The organism is Clostridium sp. OM05-9 (assembly GCF_003481465.1).
Lineage (GTDB): Bacteria > Bacillota > Clostridia > Lachnospirales > Lachnospiraceae > Coprococcus > Coprococcus ammoniilyticus.
On record NZ_QULF01000005.1, the window covers coordinates 96,143 to 110,635 of the forward strand.

Here is a 14,493-nt window from a genome sequence, read left to right on the forward strand (position 1 = left end):
TTAGTTGGGGTATCACATGGTCTTTTCCAGTTTGACATTTTTATATATTTTTTTACCGGTTACACTGGTTATCTATTATATTGTCCCGAAGCAGTTACGGAATCTGTTCATCCTGATCAGCGGTCTGTTCTTCTATGCATGGGGCGAACCAATCTATGTATTTGTACTGATCGCATCGACGATGATCGATTATTTTGCAGGTCTGGTCATTTATAAGGCAGGCGACCGTCAGGCACTTCGAAAGCTTGCACTGATCGTATCGATGGTCATGAATCTGTCTTTGCTTGGCTTTTTCAAATACAGCAATTTTATCATAGAAAATATTAATAACATATTCGGAACGCACTATGGTTCACCGACCTCTCTGCTTCCGATCGGTATCAGCTTCTTTACCTTCCAGTCCATGTCATATACGATCGACCTGTACCGGAAGAACATCTCTGTTCAGAAGAATCCGATCACCTTTGCAGCCTTTGTCACGCTGTTCCCACAGATCGTAGCAGGTCCGATCGTTCGTTATGAAGATGTAGCTGCCGAGCTGAATGAACGTGTGATCGACATCGACCTGATCTGGGATGGTATTCTCCGCTTCGCGGTCGGTCTTGGCAAGAAGGTTCTGATCGCAAATAATATCGGTGTTGTCTGGACAAATGTCAAAGCTATGGACTTATCCGAGCTTCCGGTTGCAACCGCATGGCTTGGTATTGCCGCTTATACCTTACAGATCTATTTTGATTTTTCCGGTTATTCTGATATGGCGATCGGTCTGGGTAAGATGCTCGGTTTCCATTTCCCGGAAAATTTCAATTATCCGTATATGTCGAAGAGTATCAGTGAATTCTGGCGCAGATGGCATATGACCCTCTCCGGCTGGTTCAAGAGCTATGTCTATTTTCCTCTGGGTGGCAGCCGTAAAGGACTTGCACGCACAATCTTCAATACCGCAGTCGTCTGGTTCTTAACCGGTGTCTGGCATGGTGCAAGCTGGAACTTCATTCTGTGGGGTTCTCTGTACGGTGTTCTGATCATTATAGAAAAGCTGGTTACAACTGCTCTGACAAAAGCAGGAAAGCAGGATATCTTTACAAAGATTCCTTCTATTATAAAACGTGTTTATGCGATCGTCCTCGTCATGCTTGGATGGGTACTCTTTGATACATCAACGATCGCACAGGCATTCTCCTATATGGGACGGATGTTCCGCTTTGGCAGTAGCTTCTACGACAGTTATACCATATATATCCTTGTGAACTTCGGATTGTTATTCATCATTGCGATCATCGGTTCTACGGATCTGCCAAAGAAGCTGGCTATTAAGCTCGCAGACAAAGTTCCGGCTGTCGGCAATTACGGAAGCGTCATTTTGATGGCGATTCTGATGCTGCTTTCCACCGCCTACCTTGTCAATGCAAGCTATAACCCATTTTTGTACTTTAATTTTTAGAGGTGAGCCCTTATGCATAAAAAAATCGGAATTATCATATTTGCATGTATCATCATTGTTCTTCCCATTTTGACACTTTTTAAGCTGCCAAAAGAGAAAGCGCCTTTTTCCGAAAATGAAAATCGTTATCTGTCGGAATTTCCAACCGTCAATCTTTCTTCCATCAAGGATGAGACATTTATGAACGGTTTTGATTCCTGGTTCTCCGACCGATTCTATGGTCGCGAACAATGGATATCAGCCATGAACGATTCTGAACGCTTGATGGGAAAAACCGAGATCTCAACGGTATATACGAAAAACGACCAGATGCTGCAGGTACTTTCAGATTATGACGATATCGGTGCGGCATATGATGCTGATAAGATCCATACAAATCTTGCTGTCATTAACAGCTTCGCTGCAAAGCATTCGGAGATTCCAACCTACTTCATGCTGTGTCCGACCTCTGTCGGTGTCTATGGAGATTCCCTGCTGCCTTCGGCTGTTAAGAATGTATCAGTTGATGAAAAAGACATGATCGAATCCTGTTATAACGAACTATCCGGTGTGACACCGATCAATATATATAATACATTAAAGGAACATGATAGCGAGTATATCTATTATCGTACCGACCACCACTGGACATCCCTCGGTGCATATTATGCATATCAGTCTGCCGGAGCAGAACTTGGATATACTCCTTATGAATTGAAGGATTTTACAAAGGAAACCGCCAGCACAGAATTTCAGGGAACCCTGTTCTCAAAGACCTTAGATCAGTCTGTTACAAAAGATGAGATTGATTTCTACACTCTGGCAGATAATAGTGCAACACCATCCATGACAACCTCGAATGGACTTGATAAAGAAGCTTCCTATGACTCCATTTTCTTCCGTGACTATCTGGACGTAAAAGACAAATACGCATCCTATACCGGACAGAACGTAGCGGTTGCAACGCTCCATCGAAACAACACAACGACTGCAGAAGCTGCATCCGATCCAAAAGATACAGCCGGAACTGACAAGCGTTCCATTCTGGTGATCAAGGACAGCTATGCCAATTCCATGATGCAGTTTCTAATCAACAACTACGATACCGTGACCATGATCGATCTCCGGTACACAAATCAATCTATCAGCAATCTGGTAAACGTCGAAGACTACGATCAGGTTTTATTCTTGTATAACTGCATTACTTTTTCTGATGAAAATGACCTTATAAAAGCAGGCTTATAAAAATAAAGGTACTTCAGAATGTCATACAAATTATGTTAAACATTCTGAAGTACCTTTTACTTTATGAATAAAATATACAATCTGTTTCTAAATACCAAAGTTCTGAACGTAGTAATATTTATATCCACAATTATCACTGGATACTGCTACAAATACACCAACACCAATTTTACTGAATAGTGACAATTTCATATTTGCATCATGTCCCGGTGAATTTTTCCAGGCTGTCATTGCTGCATCTGCAGAAGGATATCCGGCTGCAATATTTTCGCCATTCATTTCTGATGAAGCAGTAAAACACTGCGTACCATTCGGTCTTGTATGTGAGAAGGAATAAGAACACTCATATGCTCGTACTCTTGCAGAATTCATCAGGCTCTGTGATCTTGTCAATTCATTAAGACCATTTGCCTTTCTGTATGCATTTAACTGACGGATGATCGTATTTTCTGCATCATAATCAAAATATCCATATACCTGCTTTGTACTGCCATTACTAAGCTTGATCGTATACCAGCCGGTTGCAGAATGTCCGGTTGTTTCTTTTACAGGTGTTCTGGAATCCGTAACAATTCCCTGTGAATTTACATAAATCTCTTTATCTGATGATATCCTATACCAACCGGATTTGGTAACACGTACACCATCGGAACCAAAATACAACAGATATTTACCAATGTATTTTGTTGTATTTCTCCACATTACATATTTGCCATTTTTGTATTCATAGCATTTCATGGACTCCACATAGTAGATTCTGGATGCCTTTCCGGTTGCATCAAAGTAATAGATCTTGCCATATGCCTGTGCCCACTTGCTTCTGAACTTATCCCAGCCTTTCTTTGTGCTGACATAACATTTCCATGCACCGCGATCCTTCTTCAACAGATAATCTACGGTATCGGAACCCTTTTCGCCGACCAGAACATGACGATTATCATTGATCTTATACCAGCTATGCTTCGTCTGACGGATACCATTTGCACTGAAATAATACACGTTCCCATTTGCCAGACGCAAAGTATCATTCTTCACATACTTCCATTTACCACCGGAATACCGCTTTGCCTTTTTGCTGGCACCATAGTAGATCGTGGTGACCTTGCCTTTTGCGTTCGCATAATACTGGTTATGTGAGATTGTCACCCATACCTTTTTCTGCGCTTTCCATTTGCCATTCTTTTTCAGATAATAACGGAAGAACCCATTCTTCTTCACCAGCTTCTTCGTTACCTTGCCTGCCTTGCTGTAATATTCAAAACGGCCGGAACTCTTCTTTACCCAGCCTGAACTTGCAGCAAGTTCTGCACTTTCATCTGAAACAACTGCACTGTTTTCTTTTGTCTCTCCGATAAACTCTGTCGCTGCCATTGCAGGTGTTATACAGAAAGAACACACCAGCGCAACAAGTAAAATACTCATTGCCGCCTGCTTTAAGATGTTTTTCATACTCCCATCTTCCTTTCCTTTTTTATTTTAAACCAGATATTTTCATCTGATCTGTTTCAACTATTATACCGGACATTTCTGCATCATATCCCTTCATTTGTAAATGGAGGTATAAAACTTTCTGATGCCGTTTCCCCTTCCTGGATGAAACCATTTTCTACACCGATCGAAATCGCATAATCAACCAGTTCATCATACTCCCGTTCCGTCAGTTTGCGGTTCAATTCCGGGAACTTCTCACCGATTCCCTCCATCGGAGTATACTGGTTCATAATGCTGATGTAAATATTATTTCCATATGTTTTATATAAGTAACGAATGACAGCCTTGGAATCCTCGATACATCCCGGAAGCTCCAGATGACGGACAATAACACCACGCTTCATGATGCCATCCTCGTCAAATGTTGTCTGATCTCCTCCAACCTGCCGTACCATCTCCGCCAGTGCCGTTTTCGCCACCTCCGGATAATCCGGTGCGTGACTGTATCTCGCCGCCAGTTCTGCCGACATATATTTAAAATCTGGCAGGTAAATGTCAATGTATCCATCTAACAGCTTCAGGGCGTCGATCTCCTCATATCCACTGCAATTATAGACAAACGGAAGATTGAACCCCTGCTCCTTTGCCATATCGATTGCCTCTATGATCTGAGGAATAAAATGATCCGGCGTTACCAGATTGATATTATTGGCTCCCTGCTCTTTTAACTCAAAGAAGATTTCCGATAAGCGCTTTATCGTGATCTCTTTTCCATTCAAGCCCCCGGATATATCATGGTTTTGGCAATATGCACATCCAAGTGAACACCCGGAAAAGAATACCGCGCCCGATCCGTTCTCTCCGGAAATGCAAGGCTCCTCCCACATATGCAATGCCGCCCTTGCGGCTGATATTGATAATGTTTCATTACATGCCCCTGTCTGTCCGTTTATGCGGTTCACCCCGCATTTTCTCGGACACAGGTGGCAGCTTTCCAGTAATTTTCTAAGTTTCATCCTATCTTTCCCACGATCGTCTGTGCGAATTCCTTCAGCTTTGATTCCGGCATATCCTCGATCTTACCTTCATCCATCAAGCCGGCAAGTGCCGGGTCGATCGGAAGCTTTACGACCGTCTCGATACCAAAACGATCCTGTATCTCCTCTACTTTACTCTCACCGAAGATGCTATGCTCTTTGCCGCAATCCGGGCATTTGAAATATGACATATTCTCAACCAGACCTAAGATACGGATTCCCATATCGTCCGCCATACGGACTGCCTTCTCCACAATAAGAGACACCAGATCCTGAGGTGTTGTAACAATAACTGCCCCATCCACCGGCAGAGACTGAAATACCGTAAGCGGTACATCTCCGGTTCCGGGCGGACAATCAACCAGCATATAATCAATGTCTCCCCAGGCAACATCCGTATAAAACTGTTTTACTGCTCCCGCGATGATCGGACCACGCCAGATAACCGGTGCTGTCTGATCTTCGATCAACAGATTGATCGACATCATCTTGATTCCGGTCTTTGTTTCAACCGCATACAGGAAATCGTCGCCTCTCTCCGGTTCTTCATTTATTCCAAATGCTGTCGGAATCGAAGGTCCGGTAATATCTGCATCCAGAACCGCAGTCTTATAACCAAGACGATTCAAGGTAACCGCAAGGGATGTCGTTACGGATGATTTTCCGACACCGCCTTTTCCACTGATAACTGCTATGATATGTTTGATCTTTGTTCCTTCATGTGGTACTTCAAGTAAACTCTGAGGAGCGGTTCTTGATGAACAACTCTCTCCACAACTACTACAATTATGATTACAACCTTCTGCCATTTTCTTATACTCCAAATTTCATTTCATATTTTTTCAAGTCTTACAAATGCATATACTTTCTATATGAACCGCCATGTACTTATTCATATTGACGGAACCATGCACATTCTTCCTCATTGCACTGTACGCCTTCCGGGTTTTTCAGATTAATGTGAAATACATGTCCGCTGTCCGGATGTTTCTCTCCAAATGACCGGATCACATGCCGGATACCCAGCTTCTCCATTCGTTCATCCAGATAAATGGTCTGAAATCTCAGATCATCATTTACACTGTACATCAGATATGCCGGTGGAAAATCTTTCGTCAGATACTCAAGCTGTGAAAGGAACAGCTTTCTCTGCTCTTCAGATACTGCATAACTTTCATCTTCGTTCTTCATATACCAGTCGGAAATATTATCCTCCCGCTTGTCCATCTCATATGCTCCGCAATTCAGACACACAGCCTTTGGAAGTCTGTCATATGTAAAGAAATCCAGCTTGTTCCGATACGCTGCATTCCCGGCAATAATACAGTAATTTGCCGTAAGCTGTGCTCCTGCTGAATCCCCCAGCATATAAAACTTTTCCATATCCAGATGAAGCATCCCTGCATTCTCGTGAATATAATGGATAATGTATGCCACATCCTCAATCGCTGCCGGATATTTGTTCTGAGGTGCCAGCCGGTAATTAAAATTCACAACCGCAAATCCCTTTGATGCCAGATGGCAGCAATAATAACTATACAGCTCTTTATCTCCATAAAACCATCCACCGCCATGAACGCTGACGATCACCGGATATGATGTCTGTGCATCCAACTCAGCCGGATAATATATATCAAATAAACTGTTTGATGCATAACGTTCAGAATCAAGATTCGAAGCATCGTCCGGTTCATTATAATAGAAAATCCGACTATACTTTTCCGATGTCTTTTCCCCCATAGTTCTCTGTGAAGCTAATAATTCAACTGCCTCACACCACTTCTGATGATCCGGCTCTTTTTTATAGTCCAAATTCTTGATCTGAATTACATTATCCGGATATGCCAACCCTTCATCCCGCTTTGCATCACTGGCACTCCATGCATGCCGCATATTTAACCATGCCGGAAGCTCTGCATTTTTATTTCCTTGATTTATAATTTCTGAAACATTTTTCATATTATTCTATTTCCTCTAATATCACATAATATATGAGTCTATCTTACTCTCTGACAAATACGAATGCAAGAAAACAATAAACTTCCAGTAAAGATTTAATTAAATTAAACACAATTCTCTTGTAATCAATGGTTTTCTCATGTAATATTTGACCATAGTAAAAAATGTATATGACAGAACAGGAGGCTTTTATATGAATAAACTAAAAACCATCTTTCGTTCCCTACACTGGAAAAATATCCTCGGGCTGACCATTGCCGGGCTTATCAATGCCTTCGGTATTACGATATTTTTAAGTCCTGTTAATCTCTATGACAGTGGCATATCCGGTACTTCCATGCTGCTAAGCCAGATCACTCCGGAACACCTGTCACTTTCTGTTTTCCTTATTATTTTAAATATTCCACTATTCTTATATGGCTGGAAAAAACAGGGATCTACCTTCACCATCTATGCGATCTATGTAGTTGCAATCTACTCTCTGGGCGCATGGTTGATTACCGACATCCTTCCTATCGATGTCCGGTTTGTATCCCCACTTGCAGGCTCCGATCTGCTTCTATGCGCACTTTTTGGCGGTCTGATCTCCGGTGCAGGAAGCGGACTTGCAATCCGTTTTGGCGGTGCAATGGACGGTATCGAGACACTTGCGATCATATTTGCCAAACGCCTTGGCATCACCGTCGGAACCTTTGTTATGGTCTATAATGTAATGCTTTACATCATCTGTGGCATTATCCTGAACAGTTGGATCCTGCCTCTTTATTCCATCGTTACATATATGGCTGCACTTAAGACCATCGACTTTATCGTAGAAGGTATTGACCGTTCCAAAGCCGCCTATATCATTACAACAAAACCACAGGAAATCTGTCAGGAACTCTCGGATACATTTTCCTGCGGTATAACGATGATCGATGCAAAGGGCTTCTATTCGGATCAGGAAAAGACCATGATCTACATTGTTGTAAACCGCTTCCAGATCGGAAAGATGAAGAATATTGTCCATGAGCTTGATGATAAAGCCTATGTCTCCATCAGCGAGATTGCCGAGGTTTACAGCTTTAACAAACAATAATATCTCAATAACTTATTTGCGCAACAGAAACAGGCACCGGTATTATCACCAGTGCCTGTCTTGCATAAATACTTATGTGTTTATATGCCTGTGGATTATTCAGCAAGCTTTTTTAAAGAGATATTTGATACTGTGATTGTAGATGCAGGGGTATCAACATCCGCAATCTTACCCATAGAGAGGAAGAATCCAGCATCAGTATCTGTCTCTTCATTCATTGTGAATGTAATGGTTTTTACAACCTCTTCATTCTTTGGAAGAACAATTGTTTCTCCACCATACCATTTATAAGAGTTGCTCATGAAATTCAATAATACCGTTCTTGCTTCGGTTGACTTTAAAGTAATACTTGCTTCATAGGTCTTTCCATTTTCCAATGCCAGTCCCATCTGCTTCAACTGTACATTCCAGTCAGCAGTTCCAGCATCTGATAATTCATAAGTGATAACACCCTTATCAACTGTCTGTGTTCCAACAGCATCACCCATAATACCACCTTCCCAGTTTGAAAGTCCATTGTCTCCCTCTGAGAAATCTGCATTCTTAATCAGATTCACATCTGACTCCGTCTCATCAACCTTTGGAGCATCAATTTTCTCAAGAATAATATCATCAATACAGATTCTATGCTGCTGTTTGATCTGAACATCGCCTACAGCACCCATAGAAATACTTAAAATTGTTCTAGGATCACTCTTGTTCTTCATCCTGAACTCAACGACAATAGACTGATATTCATCTGTAAGATCAACTGTCTTTGATCCTGAATATGGTGTCCAGTCATCATCAGATGAACCATCTCTCTGAAGTGCAACCATAAGCTTACGGTTCATATCTGATTTTGCCTTTAATGATAGTCTGTACCACTGACCTTCTTCAAGACTAATATTGTTCTGCTTTAACTGGATCATCCAGTCCTGAGCACCTGTATCCTTGATCGTAAAATCTGCTGCATAATCTTCTGTCTGACTGTCGACTACATAAGATACATCTGTGCTGCCTTCTGCATATACTTCGTAACCGGAGAAACCTGCCTTAAAACTTCCGTTCTTAATCAGTGTATTTTCAACAACGCGAACATTGTCCAAATAGATCGTTCCCTTATTTCCAAGGAAATATGTTATCGTCTTAAATGCATCAGTTAACTCTTCCGGTGTTTTAAATACATAGTTAAATGTCTGTTTGTCTGTTGTTACATCTGCAGTAAATGTTTCACCTGCAATAACTACATCAAGCTGCATATCTGTATCTGCCTGTGCGTCAAAGCTCAATGCATATTCTGTCTCAACGTTAAGTGGAAGACCATCCTGTGAAAGGATTACATCCGCTTTATTCTTTGTATCAGCCTTTACCATAAGACGACGGCCATCTGCCAATCCTGTTACGCTAACTACTGCCTGGCAGTTATTTGTCACAGTCCAGTCACCGAGACGATTCTTACCTTCCTGAAAACCACCATTGTAAATATAGTTACCATCTGATAAAGGTTTTTTACTATTATCAATTTCCTTCTGTGCTGTCTTTTTAATTGATACATTTGTAATGTATACAGTAGCTGTTGAATCTGTAGCACCGAAATTGAACTCCAGACGTGCATTTGCATCCGGCTTATCTGTCATGGTGTATGTATAAGTATAGGTCTGCTTCTCTGTTGTAAGATCAACAACTGTATCATTCAGGTAACGCTTATAAGAACGATCTGGTGCAGATACATCTACTTTCATAGTACGTGCTTCATCTGCCCATGCATCAAATGTTACTGTATATTCACCGCCTTTTTCTGCAGGAATTGATGGCTGAACAAGCTGAATACTGTAATCAACTGTTCCGACTTTATCTGTATGTATTTCAATTGCCTTGTTTTTAATAACTGCATTTCCTTCTCCTTCTAAAGCGGTAAGGAATTTCCAGTCTATGTCATCTGTGAGATCTTCTGTCTTAGCAAAATCTCCATTGTTTACATAGTTTCCATTTGCATCCGGATCACGGATAATTACTTCGTTAACAGGTTTTTCTACATCTTCATTGTAGCTGTCCTTCTGATATACTTTTACATAATCAATACTATAACTCTGAGTATTGATATAATCTGCATCATCATCCGGATATCCAACCCATGATCCACCAACTGCAAGATTTAAGATCATGTAAAATGGCTGATCAAATGGTGCAGGATAAGCAACCTCTGTTTCACCCTCAACGGCTGTGAACCAGTCACTTGTCTCATGATATTTTATTCCATCTACATACCATGTGATCTTACCCGGCTGCCAGTCACATGAAAATGTATGATATTCATCTGCAAAATTTCCATTCTCTAATGTATATGTTCCCTGCTTTTCCGCATGTGGACTTCCATAGTGAATCGTGCCATAAACCTTATCTGTTTCCTGCCCCATAACTTCCATAGCATCAATCTCACCACATCTTGGCCACTGTCCATACAGATTTTCATCTGTTGGCATCATCCAGAATGCCGGAAGGAAACCTTTTCCACTTGGAACCTTAGCTCTTACCTCAAACAATCCATATGTAAAATCATGCTTACCCTGTGTATTGATTCTTCCTGAAGTAATAGAATATGAACCATCTTCATTCTTTGTCTTGACAGGCTGGATAACCAGCTTTCCATCCTTTACATATACATTCTGATCAGACTTTACATATGCCTGTAATTCACTGTTTACCCATCCTGGTGCATGCTCTTCATAATTCCAGTCATCCTCATTTAACGCATCACCATCAAAGTCATCTTCCCATTTCAGATTATATCCATCATAAGAAAGCTTGTTGTCTTCATCGCCCTTGTTATCCTGGTCGTCTTTATCATCCGGCTTGTTTGGTGTTCCCGGCTTGTTTGGCGTTCCCGGCTTGTCTGATGTTCCCGGCTTATTTGGTGTTTCCGGTTTATTGGATGGCTCAGTTTTCTTCTTTTTAATAGTAATTGTACATTTTGCCTTCTTTGCACTGCCATCTTTAGCCGTAGCTGTAATTGTAACTTTTCCAGCCTTTTTACAGGTAACAACACCCTTTTTACTTACTGTTGCAACCTTCTTATTGCTTGAAGTAAACTTTACACCCTTTACACTGGATTTTTTAGGTGAAACTGTTGCTTTTAATTTTACCTTCTTGCCAACCTGTGTTTTCACCTTGCTTTTATTGAGCTTTACAGATTTAACAGGTGTTCCAACAATAACCTTCAAGGTTGTCTTTTTCTTCTTATTTACCTTGCTTCTTACTGTTATAGTTGTTTTTCCCTTCTTCAATGCCTTGATTTTACCGTTTTTACTTACGGTAGCAACCTTTTCATTTGAAGATTTGTAGGTTACTTTCTTACTGATTTTTCCATTTACAGTTACTTTTGTTTTCAACTGGTATGATTTCTTTGCTTTTAAAACAAGCGTTTTTGTCTCAGGCTTTACAATCGATACCGTCTTGATTGTTGCTTTTTTTGTTGTTGCAGCCATAACCGGCATCTGGATGGTACTTACTAAAAGTGTAAGAGCCATTAAAAAAGCAATAATCTTTTTTGCATTTTTCATGAATACATACCTCCCGTATAAATTTTCGTTATGCAAATAGTATAAGAAAACTACTGTTTTCTTTATATCGTTTATATTACTTTTATATCGTTTTATTGACCATAGTCATGTTTTATGATACAATTTATACAAATTTACTAATAGTCTCATTGTTTTATCTGTCATATTTACTATATAGTCTTATGACTGTTTTATACGAACGGGGATAGAATATGCAACTGAAAAAAGAACTTGTATACCGAGAATTTGTTCAAAGGGAAAATAATCTTCTGCGGGCTCCATACAATCCGGAGGTTTCCTTTTATGCAGCGATAAAAGAAGGAGATGTAGCAAAGGTTGAACAGCTGTGTCAGGAATCCTTATTAGATAAAGAAGGATTAGGCACTTTGTCCGACCACTATCTTCAAAACATAAAATACCATTATGTCATTACAACAGCAATTATTGCACGTTACTGCATTGAAGGTGGTATGGAATTGTCAAATGCCTACAGTCTGAGCGATTTCTATATCCAAAAAGCGGACCGTTGCAAAACGCCAGAGGAAGTTGCAGCACTTCATCCTGCCATGTGTATGGATTATGCGAAACGAATGCGAAACCTTCGAAAATCTAAAATATCATCACTCCATATTGCTGTCTGTCTGGATTATATCTATGATCATCTTCATACCCATATCACAGCAGAACAACTTGCTAAGCTGACAGGATTAAATATCTCCTATCTATCCAGGCTTTTTAAAAAGGAAACCGGTCAGACAATCAGCAACTATATTCGTGATAAAAAAATTGAAACAGCGAAAAATATGTTACTTTATTCTGATTTCTCGCCTTCTGAAATTTCCTCAATTCTGGCATTTCCCAGCCAGAGTTATTTTACAGAAGTATTTCGAAAGACAACTGGAGTCACTCCAAGAAAATATCAGGAATCTTTTTTACGAACAACTGCCCTTGGAAAATAATACAACAACTATCTGTGCATATCTTGTGTTATACTGGATATGCACATTTTATTTTATATTATAGTGTAAGCATAGCTCACTCAATGCATTCGAAAAATCATCCCTTACAAGCAAGTGATTTTTCAGCATTATATCGTGATTTCATCACTCAATGCATTCGAAAAATCATCTCTTGCAAGCAAGTGATTTTTCAGCATTATATCATGAGCTTATTTCAAGGAGGCACATATGTCTATATTATCATCTATAGAACCGCAAAATGTATTCCATTATTTTGAAGAAATCTGCTCCATCCCACATGGCTCCGGTCATACCGATGCGATCAGTAATTATCTGGCTACATTTGCCGAAGCACATAAACTGAAATATATCAAAGATGCTTCCAACAATGTCATTATCTTTAAGCCGGGAACATCCGGCTATGAAACTTCCGCCCCTGTCATGCTGCAGGGACATATTGACATGGTTGCTGTGAAAGAAAAGGACTGCCCGATCAATATGGATACCGACGGTCTGAAACTCAAGTTGGAAAACGGCATTATCAGCGCAGAAGGCACGACCCTTGGCGGTGATGATGGAATCGCTGTCGCTTTTGCACTTGCAATACTCGACTCTCACGATATCCCACATCCACCACTGGAAGCAGTCTTCACGGTTGATGAGGAGATTGGCATGCTCGGTGCGGCGGCTCTTGACTGCACACCACTTTCATCCCGTATCATGTTAAATCTTGATTCCGAGGACGAAGGCTATCTGCTTGTCAGTTGTGCAGGCGGCGCAACCGCAGATGTTCAGATCCCTGTTAAATGGGAAAATACGAACGAAAAGGCATCTGCCTATAAGCTCTCTGTCGCACATGCCTGTGGCGGTCATTCCGGTGTCGAGATCAACAAGCAAAGTGCAAATGCCAGCAAGGTGTTAGGACGTGTTCTGAACGCCCTTGCAAACGATTTTGATATGAAATTATCTACACTCTCCGGTGGCTTAAAGGATAACGCCATTCCGACCGATGCAGAAGCTGTCGTTATCTTTTCTGATACCGATATGTCTGACATAAACACACTAGGCCATGCAGATATTCCAGCGAATTCTGCGCACGCAAGTCTTCAGGATCTCATCTCCAAGTGGAATCAGATCATCCGTCATGAATGCACCCATACAGACCCGGATATCTGTATCACCTTAGAGCCTGTTGATCTTCCGACAGCCACAATGACGGATACATCTACCCATACCGTGATCGATGTCTTAATGACTTACCCAAATGGTGTCCGGAAAATGAGCAAAGATATCGCAGGGCTGGTTCAGACTTCCCTGAACCTCGGTATCCTGTCAACGATCAAACCAGACGATCAATCAACAAATGGCATGGTATCTTTTAAAAGCTCCGTCCGAAGCAGTATCGGAAGCGAAAAAGATGCTCTGCTAAACAGCCTGAAATCTCTCGCCACTCTTGCAGGCGGAACATTGACAGTAACCGGAGATTATCCCGCATGGGAATACCGGGAAGATTCTCCGCTTCGCGATCTGATGGTAAAAATATTCAAACAGCAGTATGGAAAAGAACCTGTAATACAGGCACTCCATGCCGGTGTAGAATGTGGAATCTTTGCTTCTAAACTTCCGGGACTTGACTGTGTATCCTTCGGACCGGATATGGACGATATCCACACAACCAACGAATCCATGAACGTGGAAAGTGTCCGCAGAACATGGAAATATACCTTAAAGATATTGAAAGAATTGAAATAATATATCTTAAAAAAAGGAGCTGACACCTAACAATTCTATTGTTATCGTGTCAGCTCTTATCATAAAA

10 protein-coding genes are annotated in these 14,493 nt (G+C 41.0%); 5 read left to right on the forward strand and 5 right to left on the reverse strand.

Features of this window, described 5'->3' with window-relative positions; translation table 11 throughout:
* Positions 1-16: 16 nt before the first annotated feature.
* Together DXB77_RS09355 and DXB77_RS09360 are read left to right on the forward strand one after the other, a co-directional pair.
* Entirely contained in the window at positions 17-1,444 is a 1,428-nt protein-coding gene (locus tag DXB77_RS09355) for an MBOAT family O-acyltransferase (protein WP_118482924.1), read from the forward strand.
* 12 nt (positions 1,445-1,456) lie between these two features.
* The gene (locus DXB77_RS09360; protein WP_117807920.1) at positions 1,457-2,668 is read left to right on the forward strand and encodes a DHHW family protein; all 1,212 of its coding nucleotides are present in this window, start codon (positions 1,457-1,459) and stop codon (positions 2,666-2,668) included.
* 87 nt (positions 2,669-2,755) lie between these two features.
* Here DXB77_RS09360 and DXB77_RS09365 read toward each other — a convergent pair whose 3' ends face one another.
* From DXB77_RS09365 to DXB77_RS09380, 4 genes are all read right to left on the reverse strand, one after another.
* Complete coding sequence (locus DXB77_RS09365) at positions 2,756-4,117, reverse strand: CAP domain-containing protein (protein WP_117807922.1); 1,362 nt, start codon at positions 4,115-4,117, stop codon at positions 2,756-2,758.
* 83 nt (positions 4,118-4,200) lie between these two features.
* Complete coding sequence (locus tag DXB77_RS09370; RefSeq protein WP_118615058.1) at positions 4,201-5,115, reverse strand: radical SAM protein; 915 nt, start codon at positions 5,113-5,115, stop codon at positions 4,201-4,203.
* A complete protein-coding gene (locus DXB77_RS09375) occupies positions 5,112-5,945 on the reverse strand; it encodes an Mrp/NBP35 family ATP-binding protein (RefSeq protein WP_118663096.1) in 834 nt (277 codons plus the stop codon). Before DXB77_RS09375 ends, DXB77_RS09370 begins: the two co-directional genes overlap by 4 nt.
* Positions 5,946-6,024: 79 nt before the next feature.
* Positions 6,025-7,095, reverse strand: a complete 1,071-nt coding sequence (locus DXB77_RS09380) for an alpha/beta hydrolase (protein WP_118663097.1) — start codon at positions 7,093-7,095, stop codon at positions 6,025-6,027.
* Between the two features lie 193 nt (positions 7,096-7,288).
* On the opposite strand from DXB77_RS09380, the gene DXB77_RS09385 reads away from it, so the two are divergent.
* Complete coding sequence (locus DXB77_RS09385; protein ID WP_118615052.1) at positions 7,289-8,173, forward strand: YitT family protein; 885 nt, start codon at positions 7,289-7,291, stop codon at positions 8,171-8,173.
* A 95-nt stretch (positions 8,174-8,268) separates the two neighbouring features.
* On the opposite strand, the gene DXB77_RS09390 is transcribed toward DXB77_RS09385, so the two are convergent.
* On the reverse strand, positions 8,269-11,715 hold the full coding sequence (locus DXB77_RS09390) for a carbohydrate binding domain-containing protein (protein ID WP_118663098.1): 3,447 nt from the start codon (positions 11,713-11,715) through the stop codon (positions 8,269-8,271).
* A 212-nt stretch (positions 11,716-11,927) separates the two neighbouring features.
* On the opposite strand from DXB77_RS09390, the gene DXB77_RS09395 reads away from it, so the two are divergent.
* Positions 11,928-12,674, forward strand: a complete 747-nt coding sequence (locus tag DXB77_RS09395; protein ID WP_118663099.1) for an AraC family transcriptional regulator — start codon at positions 11,928-11,930, stop codon at positions 12,672-12,674.
* A gap of 228 nt (positions 12,675-12,902) precedes the next feature.
* Positions 12,903-14,426 carry an aminoacyl-histidine dipeptidase gene (locus DXB77_RS09400; RefSeq protein WP_118663100.1) on the forward strand — a complete coding sequence of 508 codons (1,524 nt, stop codon included), beginning with the start codon at positions 12,903-12,905 and terminating at the stop codon, positions 14,424-14,426.
* The last annotated feature ends 67 nt before the right edge of the window (positions 14,427-14,493 follow it).